Annotated in this window: 15 protein-coding genes; 5 read left to right on the plus strand and 10 right to left on the minus strand. The window is 68.7% G+C overall.

Annotated features, from left to right (window positions below):
- Positions 1 to 26: 26 nt before the first annotated feature.
- Genes KA711_13160 through KA711_13180 form a run of 5 tightly spaced genes read left to right on the plus strand, consistent with a single transcriptional unit; the run spans position 27 to position 5,859 of the window.
- Positions 27 to 1,031, plus strand: coding sequence for a DUF1611 domain-containing protein (locus KA711_13160; protein ID MCM0609917.1), 1,005 nt, complete (start codon positions 27 to 29; stop codon positions 1,029 to 1,031).
- Positions 1,028 to 2,014, plus strand: a complete 987-nt coding sequence (locus tag KA711_13165) for a dipeptide epimerase (protein ID MCM0609918.1) — start codon at positions 1,028 to 1,030, stop codon at positions 2,012 to 2,014. Before KA711_13160 ends, KA711_13165 begins: the two co-directional genes overlap by 4 nt.
- Entirely contained in the window at positions 2,005 to 2,958 is a 954-nt protein-coding gene (locus KA711_13170) for an alpha/beta hydrolase (GenBank protein ID MCM0609919.1), read from the plus strand. The genes KA711_13165 and KA711_13170 overlap by 10 nt, the downstream gene beginning before the upstream one ends.
- 38 nt (positions 2,959 to 2,996) lie before the next feature.
- On the plus strand, positions 2,997 to 4,496 hold the full coding sequence (locus KA711_13175) for a carboxypeptidase M32 (protein ID MCM0609920.1): 1,500 nt from the start codon (positions 2,997 to 2,999) through the stop codon (positions 4,494 to 4,496).
- The gene (locus KA711_13180; GenBank protein ID MCM0609921.1) at positions 4,480 to 5,859 is read left to right on the plus strand and encodes an MFS transporter; all 1,380 of its coding nucleotides are present in this window, start codon (positions 4,480 to 4,482) and stop codon (positions 5,857 to 5,859) included. The genes KA711_13175 and KA711_13180 overlap by 17 nt, the downstream gene beginning before the upstream one ends.
- An 87-nt stretch (positions 5,860 to 5,946) precedes the next feature.
- Here KA711_13180 and KA711_13185 read toward each other — a convergent pair whose 3' ends face one another.
- The 10 genes from KA711_13185 to KA711_13230 all read right to left on the minus strand — a co-directional run bounded on the left by KA711_13185 (position 5,947) and on the right by KA711_13230 (position 19,504).
- Positions 5,947 to 7,410: a beta-lactamase family protein gene (locus tag KA711_13185; GenBank protein ID MCM0609922.1), complete on the minus strand. Its 1,464-nt coding sequence runs from the start codon at positions 7,408 to 7,410 to the stop codon at positions 5,947 to 5,949.
- Positions 7,403 to 8,035: a nitroreductase family protein gene (locus tag KA711_13190; protein ID MCM0609923.1), complete on the minus strand. Its 633-nt coding sequence runs from the start codon at positions 8,033 to 8,035 to the stop codon at positions 7,403 to 7,405. Before KA711_13190 ends, KA711_13185 begins: the two co-directional genes overlap by 8 nt.
- Positions 8,036 to 8,110: 75 nt before the next feature.
- Positions 8,111 to 9,154 (minus strand): aromatic ring-hydroxylating dioxygenase subunit alpha, encoded by a 1,044-nt coding sequence (locus KA711_13195; GenBank protein MCM0609924.1) that lies wholly within the window; start codon positions 9,152 to 9,154, stop codon positions 8,111 to 8,113.
- Positions 9,155 to 9,165: 11 nt separating this feature from the next.
- Entirely contained in the window at positions 9,166 to 11,241 is a 2,076-nt protein-coding gene (locus tag KA711_13200; protein ID MCM0609925.1) for a M3 family metallopeptidase, read from the minus strand.
- On the minus strand, positions 11,238 to 11,999 hold the full coding sequence (locus KA711_13205) for an alpha/beta hydrolase (GenBank protein ID MCM0609926.1): 762 nt from the start codon (positions 11,997 to 11,999) through the stop codon (positions 11,238 to 11,240). The genes KA711_13200 and KA711_13205 overlap by 4 nt, the downstream gene beginning before the upstream one ends.
- Entirely contained in the window at positions 11,989 to 13,716 is a 1,728-nt protein-coding gene (locus KA711_13210; GenBank protein ID MCM0609927.1) for a DUF885 domain-containing protein, read from the minus strand. Before KA711_13210 ends, KA711_13205 begins: the two co-directional genes overlap by 11 nt.
- Positions 13,713 to 14,903, minus strand: coding sequence for an alpha/beta fold hydrolase (locus KA711_13215; protein ID MCM0609928.1), 1,191 nt, complete (start codon positions 14,901 to 14,903; stop codon positions 13,713 to 13,715). The genes KA711_13210 and KA711_13215 overlap by 4 nt, the downstream gene beginning before the upstream one ends.
- A gap of 3 nt (positions 14,904 to 14,906) precedes the next feature.
- Positions 14,907 to 16,217 carry an MFS transporter gene (locus KA711_13220; protein ID MCM0609929.1) on the minus strand — a complete coding sequence of 437 codons (1,311 nt, stop codon included), beginning with the start codon at positions 16,215 to 16,217 and terminating at the stop codon, positions 14,907 to 14,909.
- 6 nt (positions 16,218 to 16,223) lie between these two features.
- Complete coding sequence (locus KA711_13225) at positions 16,224 to 18,395, minus strand: TonB-dependent receptor (GenBank protein MCM0609930.1); 2,172 nt, start codon at positions 18,393 to 18,395, stop codon at positions 16,224 to 16,226.
- A gap of 206 nt (positions 18,396 to 18,601) precedes the next feature.
- Complete coding sequence (locus KA711_13230) at positions 18,602 to 19,504, minus strand: helix-turn-helix transcriptional regulator (protein MCM0609931.1); 903 nt, start codon at positions 19,502 to 19,504, stop codon at positions 18,602 to 18,604.
- Between the last annotated feature and the right edge of the window lie 206 nt (positions 19,505 to 19,710).

Below are 19,710 nucleotides of genomic sequence, written 5' to 3' on the forward strand. Positions count from 1 at the left end.
TCGGTGGATGAAATAATATCCACCTCATGCTCAGTCTGCGAAAGCCCTATCTCCTGTTTCTTGGCGGCGTCACGCTGAAGTCGGATGCCAAGACCGGCTTCGGCCTGCGCGACTGGTGCCCCGCCGACGTGATCGGCCAATGGGCTTTGCCCCAGGCCACCGTGAGCCTGGGCCTGCCGGTGATCGCACCTGCAGACGCAGCGGCGCGGGGCGCAGGCTCCTTGCTGATCGGCGTGGCGCCAGTGGGCGGCCAGTTGCCGGAGTCCTGGGTGCCGACCCTGGTGCAGGCCTTGGACGCGGGGCTGGACATCGTCAGCGGCATGCACACGCGGCTGGAGAGCCATCCCGCCTTGGCCGCTGCAGCGACCCGCTGCGGTGCTCGGCTGGTGAACGTTCGTCACAGCGACAGGCTTTTGCCCACCGGCACGGGCCGCAAGCGCAGCGGCCTGCGCGTGTTGACGGTGGGAACCGACTGCGCGCTGGGCAAGAAGTACACCGCGTTGGCCCTGACCCAGGCGCTGCAGGCCTGCGGCGCGAAGGCCAGCTTCCGTGCCACCGGCCAAACCGGCATCATGATTGCCGGCGAAGGCATCGCCATCGACGCCGTGGTGGCCGATTTCATCGCCGGCGCAGCCGAGCAGCTGTCGCCCGACAACGCGGCCGACCATTGGGACGTGATCGAGGGCCAAGGCGCCCTGTTCCACCCGGCCTATGCGGGTGTAACCCTGGGTCTGCTGCACGGCTCACAGCCTGACGCCCTGGTGCTCTGCCACGACCCTTCGCGCACCACGATCGAGGACTATCCGCACATCCCCTTGCCCAGCCTGCGGGAGTCCATCCGCCGCTACGTAGAGGCCGCGCAACTGACCAATCCTGCCGTGCGCTGCGTAGGCGTGGCCATCAACTCGTCCACGCTTGGCGACTTGGAATGGACGCACTATCGCCAGGCGGTGGCTGAAGAACTGGGCCTGCCCGTTTGTGATCCCATGCGTGGCGGCGTGGATGCCATTGCCCGGGCCCTGTTGGCATGAGCTTGCGTGTCGAGCTTGCCATCGAGCACTGGCCGCTGCGCGAGCCCTTCGAGATTGCCCGCGAGGTGATGCACGACCTGCCCCTGATCTCGCTCAAGCTGAGCGACAGCGCTGGCCGCACGGGCCGCGCCGAAGCGGCAGGCGTGGACTACGACGGCGAAACGCCGGCATCGATGGCAGCGCAGATTGATGCGGTGGCCGCGCAACTGCTCGACGACTTGATCTGGGGAGATCTGCTGCGGCTGATGCCCGCCGGTGGCGCACGCAACGCGCTCGACTGCGCGCTGTGGGACCTGCGCGCCAAGCAGACTGGCGTCCCGGCCTGGAAGTCGGCCGGCCTGCCGGCACTCCAACCCGTGATCACCGCCTTCACGCTGGGGCTGGGCAGCCCCGACGACGTTCGACGCAAAGCCCGCGCGGCGCGCGGTCTGCCGCTCATCAAGCTCAAGCTGGACGCGCACCGCCATCTCGAGTTCCTGCGCATCGTGCGCGACGAATTGCCCGACGCCCGCATCTTGGTCGACGCCAATCAATCGTGGACGGCAAGGCTGCTGTCGGAGCTGATGGACGGGCTGCTCGCCGCAGGCGTCGAGCTCATCGAGCAACCGCTGCCACGTGGTGAGGATGCTGCACTGGCTGGCCTGCACTCGCCGATCCCCATCTGCGCCGACGAATCCTGCACCGACCGATCGTCGTTGCCCGCCCTGCAAGGCCGCTATCAGGCCGTGAACATCAAGCTCGACAAGTGCGGTGGCTTAACCGAGGCGCTGGCCTTGACGCACGCGGCGCAGTCGCTGGGGTTCGAATTGATGGTGGGCAACATGTGCGGCACCTCCTTGGGCATGGCACCGGCCTTCCTGGTGGCCCAGCTCGCCCGATGGGCCGATCTGGACGGACCCTTGCTGCAGGTGGGCGACCGCGCTGCGGCGATGGCCTTCCACCGCGGCATCCTGCAGCCGCCTGAGCGCGCTCTGTGGGGCTGACCGCGCCACTGCCACACGACCCATCCCCCACCCCTACCGGGAAACACCCCATGGAAGCTGCGAAGAGCACCACGCCCACTGCCGAGATGGCCCTGAATGCCCGCGTCATCGACTTCACCTCGAAAGTCAACGGCCGTGCCTATCGGCTGTTTGTGTCCATCCCCACGCGGCGGCCAACACCGCCCGAGGGGCATGCGGTGGTCTACCTGATCGACGGCAACCTTCACTTCGGCATTGCGGTCGAGACCGCCCGCATCCAGGCTTGCTGGCCCGATGTGATCGACCCTGTTGTCGTGGGCATCGGTTACCCCACCGACAGCGTCAACACTGCGCTGGACCTGCGCATGATCGACCTGACGACGCCGATCTCCGAAGAGCGGTTGAAGAAGGGCTTCATCGCGAAGATGCCCCGGTCGTCCGAAGGTTTTGGCGGCATGGACAACTACTTCCGCGTCATTGAGGAAGAGGTCAAGCCGCGAGTCGAGGCGATGGTGGCCATCAACCGGCAGGAGCAGGTGCTGATGGGCCATTCGCTGGGTGGGCTGACGACGCTGCACGCGCTGTTCCGCCACACGGCGTCGTTCCAACAATTCGTGGCCATCAGCCCGTCGATCTGGTGGAACGACTGCGCCGTGCTGAAGCACGAAGCCGCCTTCAGCGAGCGGGTGCTAGCTGGGCAAGCCAGGACCCGGGCACTCATCACGGTCGGCGCGCTGGAATCGACCACGCGCTTCGTCCCCGGCCTGCCCGCCAGCGAGCAAGACTTCCGCGACATGACCGAAGAGTGCCGCATGGTGCCCAACACGGTGGAGCTTGGGGCCAGGCTCACGGCGCTCGCATCCCCCGGCTGGCATGTTGAAACCGTGGTGCACGAAGGCGACGACCACAACATGGTGCCGCCCGCAGGCATCGCGCGTGGCGTGCGCTTCGCCTTTCGGCGCTAGACACGGTGCTGCCGCCATCCGACTGCCGAGAGGTCTGAATGAGCCCGTCGCCTGCCTATGACGCCCTGGTGGCGCACCACCGACGCGTGCATGACCTGGAGCATGTGCAGGCCATCGCCACCTGGGATCGCATGACCCACATGCCGCCCGCCGGCGGGCCTGCTCGCGCGGCGGCGCAGGCGGCGTTGGCGGTGTTGATCAAGCAGTTGCAGGCCGATCCCACGCTCGCCCGGCAGTTCGAGGCCGCCGCTCAAGAGTCCTTGCAGGGCGATGCGGCGCTGAACTTCGCGCGCATGCGCCAGGCGCGCCGCATAGAAGCCGCGATTCCCGCTGCCCTGGCCGAGCGCCGTGAACTTGCTACCGGTGCGGCCATGCAGGCCTGGGGGCGGGCTCGGCAGGACAACAACTGGGACACCTTTTCCGACGCCTGGGCGCCGGTGGTGGCCGTGACGCGAGAAGCCGCCGCGCGGCTGGGTGATGCCTTGGGACTGCAGCCCATGGACGCCTTGCTGGAGCGTTGGGAGCCGGGGCTGCGCATGACTCAGGTCAACGCCTTGTTTTCGCAGGTTCAGGCGTGGCTGCCGCCGCTGCTTGAAAAGGCCTTGGCTGCGCAGGCCAACTCGCCGCCTCCGTTGGAGCCCGTCGGCCCCTTCCCGGCTTCAGCACAGCAACGGTTGTGCGAACACGTGATGGCCTTGCTGCGCTTTGATTTTGATGCCGGCCGCCTGGACACCACGCAGCACCCCTTCACCGGCGGCGTGCCCGAAGACGTGCGCATGGCCACGCGCTTCGACGAGGCCAACTTCCTGCCGGCCCTGATGGGCACCATCCACGAGACGGGGCATGCGCGTTACCAGCAGAACCTGCCACGGGACTGGCTGGGCCAGCCGCTGGCAGGGCCCCACTCGGCCGCCCTGCACGAAGGCCAGGCCTTGATCTTTGAGCGCCAACTGGCACCCGAGCCCGCCTTCTGCCAACTGCTGTCGCCACTGCTGCACCAGGCCTTCGGTTCACAACCGGCGTTCGAACCGGGCAACCTGGCGCGGCTGATGCAGCGCATCCGGCCCGGCCCCATCCGCGTGGCGGCCGACGAGTTGACCTACCCGCTGCACGTCATCGTTCGCGTTGAAATCGAGCAGGCGCTTGTGGCGGGCGAGATTGGCGTGGATGACGTGCCCGCCTGGTGGCACGAGCGCATGCAGGCTTCGTTGGGTGTGGGACCACAGGCCACCTTCAGCCAAGGCCCCTTGCAAGACCCGCACTGGGTGCATGGCATGTTCGGCTACTTCCCGGCCTACCTGCTGGGGGCGATGGTGGCGGCGCAATGCTTCGCTGCCCTGCGGCGTGAAGTGCCAGACCTGCAAGCCCAGGTGGCGGGTGGCAACTGCAGGCCCATCGGTGAATGGCTCGCCCCGCGCATCTGGCAACAGGGTGCGCGCCACGATCTGGATGCCATGCTGAAACAAGCCACCGGCGAACCCTTGTCCACCAACGCACTGCGTGCACAACTGGAGCAACGCCATGGCCGCATCCACTGAGGCAGCCGTTCCACTGCCAGAGGGCGCCGCCGCCACGCGAGCACCGGTGTCGGCATGGGCCAGCCTGCTGGTGCTGGTGGCCCTGGGTCTGTACACCTACATGGACCGGCAGATCTTCGGCTTGCAGGCCGAGCCCTTGCGCAAGGCGCTGGGGCTGACTGACCTGCAGTTTGGCTTGTTGCAGGGGGTCAGTGTGGCCTTGTTTGCGGCCGTGGTGGGCTACCCCATCGCCTGGCTGTCAGACCGCTTTGACCGCCGCAAGGTCTTGGCCGGCTGCATCGCCGTCTGGAGCCTGGCTGTAGGCACTTGTGGCCTGGCGGATGACTTCAACCAGCTCTTCCTTGCCAGCTCCCTGGTGGGTGCGGCCGAGGCCGGCTTGCTGCCCATCGCCTATGCCTTGATCCCAGAGCTGTTCCGCGGCGGCCAGCGGCAGTTGGCCAATTCTTTGTTCATCGTCACCGGGCGGCTGGTTGTGGGCCTGATCATCGCCATGTGCGGGTGGATGATCCACGCCATCGACCTCTGGCGGCACCTGTTGCCCGATGTGCTGCAAGCCTTGCCGACCTGGCGTCTGGCATTCTTTGCCACAGCGCTGCCGGGCATCGTGTTCGTGCCGATGATCTTGTTGTTGCCCATCGGCAAGCGCACGTTGGCCGTGCTGGCGGATGGAAAACCGGCCGTGGCTCCCGCAGACAAGCCGACCGTTTGGCCATTCCTGCGCAGCCAGCGCTTCACGTTGATCACCTTCATGTTGTCGGTGGGGTTGCTGGTGTTCGGCTTTGGCGCCACAGGCGCATTCATCCCGGCGGTGGCCATGCGCCAGATGGGCATGAGTTCACTGGAGCTGGGCAATGCGATGGGCATCGCCACGTTCGTGTCAGCGGGAGTCGGGCTGTTGATCGCCAATGTGGGCATGAAATGGTTGGCGCCGAAGCTGGGCCCGCTGTTGCCCGTGCGCGTGCTGGCCTTCGCCGCGGCAGCCAGCGGCGTTTTTGCCGCAACGCTCTACCTGGCGAGAACGCCGGTGGAGCTGTTCACACTGATGGCCCTTCACCACACCTTCCTGATGGCCGGCACGATGGTCTTCCCAACGGCACTGCAAGAGATGACGCCGCAGCCCTTGCGTGCGCGGCTGATTTCGCTGGTCATCATGCTCAACATGGTGCTCGGCTCGCTCAGCCCTGCCGTGGTGGGCGCCATCTCCGATGCGCTGAAGCCGCGTCCCGATGGCCTGTTGCTGGCGATGACCGCCACCTCCACGACCGCATTGATGATCGCCGCTGGACTGATGCTGCTTTGCGGGCGTGGCTATGTGCGGACCACGCGCGCCGCGCGCGCCATGGAGGCTGAGCTATCCGACTGAACGCTTGAAGCGCCACCAGGGCCCGCCTGCAGTACGTTGCGGGGCGTCTGGCCGCCATCGATCACGCTGCAGTGGCGAAAGACGAGATCAAGCATCGCGCGTGAATCGCCGCGAGTACGGGCCGACCACCCAGTCGACCGTGGTGCTGGACCCGTCGACGGCGTCGAAGACCAGCAGGGGTTTGTCGACGGCCGTGAGCGAGCGCCACTCCGGGCTCTCGTAGTGGATGACGAAGCGCCGATCCCCAACCGGTGCGGCGGTGAAGGCCATGCGATAGCCACGCAGGAAGTTGCCCTTCAGGCTGTTGCCGTCGCGTTCGATCAGCAACTCGCCGTCGGCTGGATGCGAATAGCGGCCCGCATGGATGCCGGGTTCCGTGGTCGTGCCGGATGCAGCAACCGCCGCTGCCGGCGCGCCGGCGGGCATGGCGGCTTCGAAGTAGGCTTTCCAGTCGCGCGGCTTCAGGCCCAGCAGGCAGGCTGCCAGCGCATAAGGCAGCGGCACCGTCCCGCGGCCCGACGAGTTGCAGTAGCAGGCGATGCCGATGCCGTCGCGCGGGAACAGCAGCGTCATCGCGGCGATGCCGAAGTCGCCGCCGGAGTGGGTGACCAGAGGGTGCCCTTCCAGCTCGGTCACCGCCCAGCCCAGCCCATAGGCGGCCATGTGCGCGCCCGGGTGGAACAGGCTGATGATGTCCTTGCCTGGCCAGGCCACGATCTGCGGCGTGTGGGTTTCCAGCAGGGCCTCGCGCGGCACGATCTGCCGGCCGTCGACGAGGCCGCCGTTCAGATGGAATCGCAGCCATTGCAAGGCGTCGGCGCCACTGACCGACATGCCGCCACCGCCCAGGTACCAGTCGCTGCAGACCGTGTCGATGGCCTGGGTGCTGCCGTCCACCAGGCAGTGCCAGCCGGACTGGTCGGGCAGCGCGTCGCGCGCCGCCAGGCCACCGCTGGTGGCGTGCATGCCCAGTGGGGCCAGGATGCGCTCGCGCAGGGTGGGCAGGAAACCCTGGCCGGTGATGCGGCCCACCGCCAGTGCCACGGCCGTGTGGCCGCCGTTGACGTAGGTGTGCCGCTCGCGCAGCCCGCACACCGGCGCCGTGTGGCGCAACCCTTCCAGGGCCGCGGCGGCCGACTGCGAAGGATCGAAGCCGAACTCGACGAGCCCCGCCCGCGGGATGCCCAGCCGGTTGCCGCTGAGGTCGCGCAGCGTGACCTGCCGGGTCAGTGCGGCGTCGTGCAACTGGAACTCGGGCACCCACTTGGACACCGGATCGTCCCAGGAGGCCAGCTTGTCGGCCACCAGCGAGGCCATGGCTGCAGAGACGAAGGCCTTGGAGCAGGAGCCGACGTTGATGGCGGTGGCGGCCGTCATCGGCTCACCCGTGCGCAGCGACTTCACGCCGTAGGCCAAGTGGTAGGCGCGGTCTCCTGCGACGATGGCGACCGAGGCGCCGGGTGTCTGGGCTTCCTGCAGGTAGGTGGCGCACAGGGCCTTCAGCCGAGGGTCCAGGAAGTCCAGCGAGCGCGCTGCGAGGGGCTCAGCCATGGTCCGCTCCGATCCAGTGCACGATGGCGCCGAGCGGCTTCTTGATGCCGCCGTGCACCGGCACCTGGCAGCCGGCCTTGGGGTAGCCCACGACGAGCAGGATGACGGGCTTTTCCGAGCTGGGCCGGCCGCAGAGCTTGTTGAGAAAGCTCATCGGGTTGGGCGTGTGTGTCAGCGTCGCCAGCCCGGCGTGGTGCAGCGCCGCGATCAGGAAGCCCGAGGCGATGCCCACCGACTCGGGCACGTAGTAGTGGCTGAACTTCTCGCCGTCGGCATCGACACCGTACTTCTGCGCAAAGATGGCGATCAGCACCGGCGCCTCTTCCAGGAAGGGCTTGTTCCAGTCGGTGCCCAGCGGTGCCAGCGCGTCCAGCCACTCCTGCGGCGCGCGTTCGTTGTAGAAGCTGCGCTCCTCGGCCTCGGCCGCCTCACGCACGCGCTGCTTGTGTGCAGGGTCGGTGATGACGCTGAAGAACCAGGGCTGCTGGTTGGCGCCCGACGGGGCCGTGCCGGCAGCCAGCAGGCAGCTTTCAATGACCTCGCGCGGCACCGGCCGGGTGTCGAAGTCGCGCACCGTGCGGCGGCGCTGCAAGTCGGCATGGAAGGCGCGGGCGCGTTCGATCATCTCGGGCTGCGGGTACTCGCGGTAGGCGGGCAGCGGTTCCTGAGCGAAGGGAGCGTGGGGTCGAGTCACGGTGAATCAGGTCGGCGTCTCGGATCGAAGTGCGGCGGCGTAGAGCTGCCGATAGTGGCTCAGTGCCGCGTCCATGTGCAACGGCAGCATCCGACGGTCTGGCGCACGCTGCAGGTTGCGCCATTGCGCGGCAATCATCGCGTGGTCTTCCTCGAAGGCTGTCAAGAGGCCTTGGTACAGCGCCTTTGTGACGTTTGCATCGCCGCGGTCGGCGCGGTGTGCTTCCATGAAGAAGTAGTGGGTGCTCGTGGCCGTCTCGGGGGTGAGGGCCTGGCAGCTGTGGAAGCGAACGCCGGTGCCTTGGCTTTCGGCGTCTTCCGCGGCCATGCCGGCGGGCTGCGCGCCAGAATGCATCAGCAGCGTGCCGGGCAGCAGGAATTCGTAGTGCAGCCAGCGGTCGACCGGGCCGTCATGATCCCAAAGCGGGCGGTAGTACGCGGGCGGCGGCACCCGGGAGATGTCTCGCCGCACACGAACGCCGCGCGACAGACGTTCCACCCTTGGCTGCACGCGCGCCAGTGTGTCGTCTCCGCCGCCGCCGAACGTGGCCGCATGCACATAGCTCAGATGCGAGAAATCGAGCAGGTTGTCGGCGATGAGTTCGACCGGAGTGTCGTAGTGCAAGTAGCCCGGGGCATAGGCCCACTCGGACGATTCGCAGGAGAAGTTGTCGGGCAGCAAACCGGTGTCGGCGCTCGCCACGTCATCGCCCATCCACACCATCACCCAGCTTCTGTGCTCGACCACGGCAAAGCGCCGCACGCAGGCCGCCGGCGGCGGCGAGTCCATGCCGGGCACCTCGAAACAGCGGCCGTCGGGCGCGAACTTCAAGCCGTGATACCCGCAGCGTAGGGCATCGCCTTCGAGTCGGCCGCGCGACAGTGGTGCGTGGCGGTGCACGCAGCGGTCCTCGAGTGCGGCAATCGCGCCGCCAGCCGTGCGCCACAGCACCAGTGGTATGCCGATGATCGTGCGGGCAAGCAACTGGCCCGCCTGCAGTTCGTGCGACCAGGCGGCAACGTACCAGGCGTTGCGCAAGAAGGCGCTCACGGCACGGGCTCTCAGGCCAACCCGAAACGCCGGTGCAGCGGCGTCGGATCCGGATCGTGTCCGGCGAAGTCGCGGAACGCGTCGTCGGCGGCCACGCGATGGCCGACGCTCAGCACCTTCTCGATCCAGCGCCTGGCCGTGTCGGCGTCGTACAGGCCGCCAGGCGAACGCTCGAAGGCTTCCACGGCGTCTGCCGCCATCACGTCGGCCCACAGGTACGAATACAGCCCTGCCGCATAGGCGCCGATGAAGACATGGAAGTTGTGCGTCACGCGCATGATCAGGTCCCAGGCCTCGGGCATGCCCAGCTCGGCCAGCGCGTCGTTCTCCACCTGCACCGGGTCCATCGGACGGCCACCGCCGTCCGCCAGCAGATGCAGCCGCAGGTCGACGAGGGCCGGCAGCAGGAAGTCGGGGTTCAGGCTGAAGATGCGGTCGTATCGCAGGCCCTGCTCGATGCGGTCGACCAGGGCCGGCGCGATCGGCTCGCCGGTGACGTGGTGGCGCGCAAAGCGGGCCAGCAGCTCGCGGTCGCGCAGCCAGCGTTCGTTGATGAGCGCAGGCAGTTCGACGAAATCCCAGGCCACGTGCTGGCTGCCCAGCGAACGGTAGGCAGACGTGCAATGCAGCATGTGCAGCGCGTGGCCAAATTCGTGGAAGAAGACGTTCGCGTACTCCCAGGGCAGCAGCACGGGCTGGCCCTGATCCATGCCCGGCGGCGGGGGGAACGTGGAGTACACACCCGAGATGGGCAGCACCCCGCCGCGGAAGCTCTCGGCCTCGCGGTACTGCGTCTGGTACGAACCGTGCGCCTTGCCGGGGCGGTTGAACAGGTCGAAGTAGATGACGCCGATGGGCTCGCCCCCGCGGCTCACTTCGTAGACCCGCACCGTGGGGTGGATGAGCGGCGCGCCCTCGATGGCCTTGAAGGCCAGGCCGTGCACGCGGCCGGCGGCCCAGAACAGGGCCTGCAGCACGGCGTCCAGCGGGAAGTGCGCCTTGACAGCGTCGCCATCCAGGCCGAAGCGTTCGCGGCGCAGCTTCTCGGCGTAGAACTGCCGGTCCCACGGAGCCAGGCGGATGCCTGCGCCTTCGCGGTCGGCCAGGGCCTGGTAGTCGGCCAGCTGCGCCAACGCACGCGGCTTCACGCTGGCCCAGGTGCGCTGCAGCAGAGCCACCGCGGCTTCGGGTGTGCCCACCATGCGGTCGGCCAGCGCCAGGTGGGCGTAGCTCGGGTAACCCATCAGGCGCGCCAGCTCGCCGCGCAGCTGCAGCATCTCGGCGGCCACGGGCTTGTTGTCGTGGGGGCCGGCGTTGTCGCCGCGGTTCGTCCACATGCGCCAGACCTGCTCGCGCAGGTCTCGCCGCGTGGCCAGCGTCAGGAAGGGCCACACCGCGCCGCGGGCATTGGGAATGGCCCAATGGCCCGGCCGGCCCCGCTCGGCCGCGGCGGCGGCGGCGGCTGCGCGCAGCGCGTCGGGCAGGCCGTCCAGGCCTGGCGCGTCGTCGATGAAGACAGCCTGTTCGCTGGCCTCAGCGATCAGGTTCTGGTTGTAGCGCGACGACAAGGCGGCCAGGCGGCGGTTGATGGCCGCCAGCCGCTCCTTTGCCGGACGCGGCAAGCCGGCGCCGCGGCGCTGCATGCGCGTGCGCAAGACGTCCACCAGACGCTGCTGCTCCGGTGACAGCCCGGCCTGCACGCGCTCGTCCCAGACCGCAGTCAGGCGTGCGAACAGCCGCTCATCGTGCGCGATCTCGTCGTCCAGGCCCGCCACCATGGGTGCCATGCGCTGCGCCACGGCCGGCATGTCGCCCAGGCTCATGCTGGCCGCATAGACCCCGTGCACACAGGACACCCGGCGCAACTCGGCACCGCAGGCTTCCAGCGCTGCGGCGGTGTTCTCGAAGCTGGGTGGTGCGGGGTTCGATGCGATGGCCTGCACCTCGCCGCGCTTGAGGTCCAGTGCGCAGCGCATGGCTTCTTCCAGCGCCTCAGGGTCGACACAGGCCAGGGGCGGCAAGCCGCCATAGGGGCCTGCCCAGGGGTCCAGCAACGCCTGTGCGGCAGGGGATGGGCGGGTGTTCATGCGAGTACGCGGTCGAGGAAGGCGCGCACGGGTGGCACGACGAGCCCCGGCGCCATGCACACGCCATGGCCCTGGCCCATGATCTCGTGCACCGTCCAGCCCTGTTGCAGCAGTTCGTCGCGGTGCTCGCCGACGATGGAGGCGATGCGGATCGGGATGCCGGCTTCGACCAGATCACCGTCACTACCAAAGAAGACCATCTTCGGGCAGGCGATGCGCTGCACCGAGTCGGCTTCGGGCCAGCCCTGCATGCTGCTGTACCAGGTCTCCCACTGCCGGTACTGTTCCTTCGAGCGCAGCACCTTCATCGACGAAGGCTCCGGGTCGGCCTGCTTCAGCCGCGTGGCCCGCAGGATGCCGGCATACGGGGCGCCCAGCGGCGGCCATCCGCCCAGCACCAGCGCGCTCAGGCGGTCGGTGCGCGCGGCCAGTTGCAGGCCCACGGCGGCGCCCCAGGAGTAGCCCCAGTACGCGAACCGGTCGAAGCCGGCCGCGCTGGCCACGGCCAGCAGGTCGGCGCAGACACGGTCGGCGGTGAGCGCCTGCGGCGGGATGTCGCGGCTGCCGCCGATGCTGGGGTAGTCCACGCGCAGCACACGGTAGCGATCGGTCAACCGGTTCAGATAGCCGTCAAGCACCGGCTGCATCTCGCTGCCGAACAGCTCGGTGAACGAGGCCATCAGCGGCAAGCCAATGAGCAAGGGCTGGCCCTGTCCCTGAACCTCATAGAAGACGCCGCTGGCCGGGTCAAGCGGCACGTGTGGCCTCGCCGGCCTGGCGCTGCAGCCAGTCGTTCACCAGGTCATCCAGCACCGGCAGCGTCACGGCGCCGGCGCTCATCACCGCTGCGTGGAAGTCGCGGTGCCGGAAACGCTGGCCGAGCTGCGCCTCGGCGCGGCGGCGCAGTTCGCGCAGCTGGAGGTTGCCGATCTGGTAGCCCAGCGCCTGCGCGGGCAGCGCGGCGTAACGGTCGACCTCGCCCTCGATGGTCTCGCTCGACAGGCTCAGGCGCCCGGCCATGTAGGCCACCGCCTGCTCGCGGCTCCAGCCTTGCGCGTGGATGCCGGTGTCGACCACCAGGCGCACGGCGCGCCACATCTCCATCTCCAGCCGGCCGTAGTGTTCGTGCGGCGTGGTGTACAGGCCCATCTCGATGCCCAGCGTTTCGCAGTACAGCGCCCAGCCTTCGACGCAGGCGGTGTACTTGACGGCGCCGTAGCGGCGGAAGGCCGGCAGTTCGGCCTGCTCGTTCATCAGCGCCATGTGCATCAGGTGGCCAGGCCAGGCTTCGTGCACGACGAGGGCCGGGTGCAGGTAGCTCGGCGCCTTGGACGGCAGCCCGCTGATCCAGAAGATGCCGGCCGACGAGCCATCGGCGGGGCTGGGCTGCGCGTAGGCCGGCGGCATGCGCGCCGAGACGGCGTCGGGAATGCTCTGCACGCCGTAGGTGATGCGCGGGATGAGGCCGAAAAACTCCGGGATGCGCCGGTCCACGCGCTTGCACAGGGCCTCGATGCTTTCGCGCAGGGCGTCGCGCGAGGGGGCGATGAACTGCGGGTCCGATGCCAGGAAGGCGCGGTACCCCGCCACGTTGCCGCCGTAGCCGGCGTCGCGGGCCACGGCTTCGATCTCGTGCTCCAGCCGTGCCACTTCGGCCAGGCCCAGCGTGTGCACCTCGTCGGGGTCGTCGGTGGTGCTGGTGAAGTGCCCCACCCAGGCGCGGTAGTACGCGGCGCCGGCCGGGCCGTCCACGCAGCTGAGCGAGTCGCGAGCGCCGCGCGCCACCAGGCCTTCCAGGAAGTCGGCCCACGCCTGCAAGGCCGGCATCAGGGCCGCGCTCACCACACCCAGAGCGCGCTCGGCCTGGGCCCGCACGGCCGGTTGCGCCGCGGCCGGCGAGCGCTTGAAGGGCGACAGCCAGGCCGAGGCATCAGGCGCTGCGCCCAGGATGCCCCGCGTGTTGGCCGCCGCGCTCTGCAGCACCACCCGCGGATAGCGGTAGCCGCGCGCGTGGCCGGCCTCGATGTTGGACTGCACGTCGCGCAGGTAGCCGGGCAAGCCGGCCAGGCGGTCGACGTACAGCGCCGCTGCGGCGGCGTCACCGACGCTGGTGGAGTTGGCCCAGAACATCGCGGTGAAGTCAGGCCCGGCGGGGAACAGCCAGGGCCTCTGCCACGAGTCGGCAGCGTGCTGTGCGCGCAGCCCGGTCAGTTCGCGCCGGATCAGCGCCAGCGTGGCACGCTCCTGGGCTTGAAGGGGGCCGGCATCGATCTGTTCAGCCCGCTTCAGCAACAGCGCGGCATCCTGATCACGGCGCTGGTGGTCGGCCGCTGACTCGCGGAACAGAACGGCATCGGCCAGCGGTTGCCCGGCGAGCGCGGCCGACAAGGGCAGTGCGTGGCACTCGAAGGCCCAGTACTGCTCGGCCAGCATCGCCAAGGCTCGAGCGGTGGTCTGCGGGTTCTGATGGGTCATGGTTTGGGCTCCGCCGGTGCGCCACGGATGGCCTCGCGCATCACGCCGATCGTCCAGTCCGGGAGCTCGTAGACGAAGTTGTGGCCGGCGCCCTTGGGCGCCACGACACGCCGCGAGCGCGTGGACGTGGCCAGGTAGCGTTCGCGCGTGGCCGCGAAGAAACGGAACATGCGGCGCGCGTTGGCGTCGCCGCCGGTCCGGGCTTCGGGCAGCAGCGCGATGTCACCGTCCTCGTCGTCCTTCGGGCCGACCAGCCACACCGGCAGGTCGCCCAGGTCGCGGTCATAGACCACCGTGTCCCAGGCCACGGCCGCCACGCCTTCGGGGCTGAGTTCGCTGTAGATGGACGCCTGCGCAAAGAAGTGGCCGGCGTTCGCCTGCACCGCGCTGGCGGCGGCCACCTCGGGCCCCAGCACGGCCCGCGTGGCCTCCATGGCCTGCTTGTAGGCTGGCACCTGGGCCATGCGGGCGTTGTGCCGTTCTTGCAGGTTCAGGCCGAAGAGCTGTGCAAGCCCGCCCAGCCAGGCGCCGCGGCGCATGTCCTTCAGCGCCGACAGGCGCGGGCCGAAGACGATGGTCTCCAGCGGCGTGGGGTCGAGCAGCACCAGCAGGTGCACCAGGTCCGGCCGGCGGCGCGCGATGTTGGCCGCGAGCAGCCCGCCGAAGGAGTGCCCGGCCCAGATGAACGGGCCCTTCTCGCCGGCGCGTTCCAGCGCCAGCACCACTTCGTCGGCCTCGCGCGCGGTGGTGCGCGGGAAGGGGCCGGTGTCGCTCCAGCCGGTGCCTGGGCGGTCAATCAGGATCGAGCGCGTCTCGCCGCGGAAGGCGCGGTGCAGGTGGTGCATGCCGTAGCCGCTGGCATGGCCGCCGGCGAACCAGACCACGGGCACGTGTCCGGGCCGCACGATGCCCTCGGCCAGCACGTGAACGCGATAGCCCCCCAGGTCGACCAGCCGGCCCGGCGGCGGCGTGGTCCGGCGTGCACGCGACAAGGTCCACAGCTGGCGCAGCGCAGCCCCGCCGAGCAGCAGGCCCAGGGCCACGCCCAAGGCGAAGAGCGGCGCGCGCAGCGCGTCGGGCGCCGCCAGCGCCAGGCCACCGAGGGCCAGACCCGCCAGCGCGGCCACGAGCAGCCCGGCCGCGTCATGGCTGAGCACGGCCAGCAGGGCGTTGCGCCAGCGATGCACGGCTCAGGCCACCGTGCTTGACTTGGACTCGCCAGCGGTGTTGGCCACGCGGCTTTCAGGCAGCCACCAGGCCGCCAGCGCCGCGGCGCCCATGCAGGCCGCAGCCATGATCAGGGCCAGGTCGTAGCTGCCCGTGCGGTCGTGCACGACGCCCGCCAACCAGGGCGAGATGCCGCCGCCTGCTGCCGTGGCCACCATCTGCGTGGCGCTGGCGCGACCGAAGGTGTCTGCGCTGAAGTAGCGGCGCGCCAGCAGCAGGCTGACGCTGTTGTCCCCACCCGAGCACAGCCCCAGCAAGGCGCCGGCTGCGATGCTCACCCACAGCCCGCCGCCGGCGTAGATGACGAGCGTGGCCATCATGGGCACAGCCATCACGATGACCGCCAGACGCGAGGCCGGCATGCGGTCGGCCAGCCAGCCCGCAAGCAGGTTGCCGGCAAGGCCGCCCACGCCCACCAGGCTCATGGCGAGAGCAGCCTGTCCAAGGGTGGCGCCCCGGTCCTGCAGCAGCGCCGCGAAGTGCATGAAGATGGCCCCAACGCCCAGGGCGAACAGCATGTTGAACAGGGCCAGCTTCCACCAGATGGCGTCGCGCAGGAAGGCGGCCATCGTCCCGGGGCCGTTGGTCTCGGGCGCCGCCGCCGCTGCGGCGGGTGGTCGAGCACCCGCCGTGGCGGATGCATCCCGGCGCGCCGCCGGGTCGCGTTCGCGCAGGAACAGGAGCGCCGCCACGCCGCACATCAGCAGGCTCAGCCCCGCCATGACCATGAAGGCCTGGCGCCAGCCGAACTGGGTGATGACGGCCTGCGTCCACAGCGGATGCAGGATGCCGCCGACGCCGCCACACGCGAAGAGCAGGCCCAGTGCCCGGCCCAGCGAGCGGTCGAACCAGCCTTGCACCAGCTTGGCCAAGGTCAGCAACGATGCGCCGGCGGCCGTGACCATCAGCGCCAGGCACAGCCCGTAGTACACCCACACGCTGCCTTCCATCATCGAGAAGGCGGCGAAGTTCAGCGATTGCAGCACCACGCCCACCAGGATCAGCGGGCGCAACGGCACCTTGTCCACCACCCAGCCGGTCAGCGGCGCGACCAGCGGTGTGAACAGGGTGGCCAGGGTCAGCGCGAAGGCGATCTCGCCGCGGCTCCAGCCCAGGCTCTGCTGCAAGGGCAGCAGGAACAGACCGAAGGTGCTGCCATACAGCGCCGACACGCCGAACATGGCCAGCACGCCGCTGCCGGCCAGCGCACGCCAGCTGGCGGCGGAGTCAGGGGGCGCGACCGGGGGTGACGGCCGTGAGGCGGTCGCGTCCATCCGGCCTCAGAAGTCGTAGCGCACCGAGACGTCCAGTGTGCGCGGGCGCTGCAGGTAGTACTGCTGGAAGACCTGGCTGCCGGTGGGCGTGCCCTGAATGTTCATGATGCCGCGCTCGTCGGTCGCGTTGCTCACGCCGGCCGCCAGCGTCCAGTTGGCCCTGTTGAAGCTCACGCCCAGGTCCACGGTGTCGTAGGCCGGTGCCTTGTAGAAGGCGGTCAGGTCGATCACCCGTTCACCGACATGCGTGTGGGTGATGTTGAACCGTCCGGCCGAGCCCAGCGGCCCCGAGAAGCGGTAGTTGCCTTGCAGCGCGGTCTGCAGCTTGGCGGTGCCGGGCAGACGTGCGCCGGAGAAGATGGTGACCTGCTGCTGGCCAGCCAGCGTCTTCACGTCCTTCGTGGTCTTGGCGTCGATGCTGGCGAGCGACGCCGCCACGTCGAAGGCCGTGTTGATGCGCCAGCGCAGCGCGGCCTCGAGGCCGGTGCTGCGGGCCTTGCCGACGTTGCCGATGCCCGAGAAGGGCAGCGAGCCGCGCTGCTCGAAGTAGGTGAACTGGGCGTCGGTCCAATCCAGCAGGAAGGCCGTGAGGTCCAGTTGCACACCCGCTGCCGGCGACAGGCGCACGCCGGTCTCGTAGTTCCACAGGCTGTCCGACTTGAAGGTCGTCTGCGGCGGCCCTTCGTTCACGCCGCCGTAGCGGTAGCCCTTGGAAGCCAGGGCATACCACATGTTGTCGCCGAAGCGGTACTTGACGCTGAGCTTGGGCGTGTTCCCGTCGTCACCGCCGGCCAGCACAGGACCGTTGCTGGGGGCACCGAATACCGTGCCGGTCTGCTGGAAGGCGGTGCTGGTCTTGTAGAAGCGGGCGCCGAGCCCTGCGCTCCAACCGCCGCCCAGGCTGTATTCGCCGTCGAAGAAGACCGCCTTCTCGGTGCCTTCCGAGGTCGTCTTCAGGTCCACCAGGTCCACGACCCCGAACGCGGCCGAGGGGTCGCTCTGCTTGGCTGCGCCGCTGCCCTTGTTGGACTGGTAGAACAGGCCGGCCACCCAGCTGAAGGCGCCGCCGGGCTTGCTGCTGATGCGCAGTTCCTGCGACTTGGCGTCGCTGCTGCTGGCAGCCACGCGCGACACGATCGGCAGCGTCAGCCCCAAGATGGCGAACAGACGCGTGTCGTCGCCGTTGGAGTTGGCCTTGGTCTTCCAGTAGCCGGTGACGGACGTCAGGATCGCACCGCCCAGGTCGTAGTCCACCGTCAGGCTGGAGAAGTCGAACTGCGAGGTGCCACGGCCGAGCGAGGGGTTGTCGTGCTCCAGTTTCTTCGGGTCGCCGAAGACGTAGCTGAAGTCGTCCTGCGTGGTCTTCTGCGTGCTGGCCACGAAGGTGGCGGTCAACTCGCGCACGGGCTTGACGGTGGCCAGTACCCGGCCGCCGGTCTGGCGCACTTCGTTGGCATCCTTGGTGTTGGTGCCCTTGTTGTCGATGTAGCCGGGCGCCGTGCGGTCGAAGGCCACCACGCGCAGCGCGGCCATCTCACCTATTGGCGCGTTGACCATGCCGTAGAGCGAGCCCGCGGTCTTGCCTTGAGACACGCTGCTGGCACCCACCCGCACAGCGCCGCCGAAGGCCTTCAGTTCGGGCTTGGCCAGCAGGAAGCGCACCGCGCCCCCCAGCGAGCCTGAACCGAACAGCGCGCCCTGCGGCCCGCGCAGCACCTCGATGCGGTCCAGGTCGAAGGGCAGGATGTCGGCCACAAGCCCCTTCCCAATGGGTGATGCCAACGGCACGTCTTCCAGGTAGGAGCCACTCGGGTTCTGCTGCGCGCCGCCGCTCTCGGGCGAGGCCTGGCTGCTCAGGCCGCGGATGGTGATGCCGCTGCCGTTGGGGTCACCTCGGTTGAGCTGGACGCCGGGTGTGAGTTTCAGAAAATCTTCCTGGTCACGGGCGCCGCGACGCTCAAGGTCGCTGCCGTCCAGCACCGATACCGTGCCTGCAACCTCGCGCTGCTTCTCGACACGCTTGTTGGCGGTCACGACAACCCTTTGGGTGTTGTCTTCATCGGCCTTGGCTGGCGGCGCCTGCTGCGCAACCGCCGACAGCGAGACCAGCAGGCCAGCGCAAGCGAGTGCGGCGCACAGACCGGTTGGGCGGAACGTGAATCGTTGCAGGCTTGTCATGGTTCGGGTCCTTCTCTCAGCGACTGGGCTCAAGACTCCGAGCCACGATAGATGTGAGCACTGGTGTCGGCATTTGACGTTGCACCGAAGATTTAGGCGATCGGCACGGTCTGTCCCGGATAGCTCGGGCTCCGCGGGTGAACCCTAGGAGCGTGGGCGGCAGAAATCCAGCCCCGCGTTGGGCTGGATTTCTGCCGCCCACGCTCCTAGGGGCGATCCGCGCCGCCCATGTCCGCTGAGATCAGCGGCCGGTTGAATGGTGCGCGGTGCTGGCGATACTCGCGCGGCGACATGCCCACATGGGCCCCGAATGCCGAAGCGAAACTGCTTTGGTGTTCATAGCCAACGCGCTCAGCGACCTGGGCAATTGTGAGCGTAGCCTCCAACAGAAGCTGCTGGGCCTCGCGCATCCGGCGTGCCAGGCAGTAGTCAGCCATCGTCACGCCGAAGGCCTCCTTGAAGACCGCCTTGAGCTTGTTCTGGTTGGTGCCGATTTCGTGCGCAAGGTCGGCGAACAGCGGCGGCTTGCGGTAGCTGCGTTCCAGCTGCTGCAACGCCGCGTGGGCCAGTTCAACGTCGCGCAGCCGGTTCAGTGCGCTGCCGCGCAGCAGCGGCGTGTGCTGCATGGCGTCCAGGGTGTAGGCCACCAGTTCAGCCAGGCGCCCCGCGTACTGCACCACACGCATCTCGCCTTCCAGCCGTGTATCGATGGTGTCGGCCAGCAGTGCTGCCAAGCGGTGGTCGAGGGGAAACGACGCGATGCGGCCGACCTCGGCCGAGCCGGTGACGGCGTCTCGCACAAGGGGTGGCAGGTCCGTCAGCTGCAGACCGTAACGTTGCGGAAACGTCGCGGCGCGGAAGAGCGCGACCAAGCCCTGCTGGCGCACACCGCCTGCGATGTCCACGGTCTGTGGCCTGCCCTTGGGCAGGCAGACCAAGGTGACTTCGGGGCGGTTGAAGACGAGCTGTGCCGAACTGCCCACCTCAAACGCGACGTCGCAACACAGCGACGCACGCAACATGATCAGGGCTTCTTCGGTGTCGTAGCGCCAGCGCGCGGTGCGGGGCAGCACACAGTTGATCACCGTGAGCAACAGTCCTTCGTCCACGCGCACCGTGTCCGAAGTCCCACTGCCGCCTTCGTGTGCATGCAGCGTACGAACGCCCTGGCGCGCAAAGCGCTTGAAGCTCTTCTCGCTGGCACCGGCCCGGAAGGCTTCCTGGTCGAAGTCCAGCGGCGACCAAGCCTTCCCGGAAGTAGGAGCGACGTGATGGGGCATGTGTTCGATTCCCCTAAATCTCTGTGTTCGCAGCC

The sequence above is a fragment of the Ideonella sp. WA131b genome (assembly GCA_023657425.1).
Lineage (GTDB): Bacteria > Pseudomonadota > Gammaproteobacteria > Burkholderiales > Burkholderiaceae_C > Rubrivivax.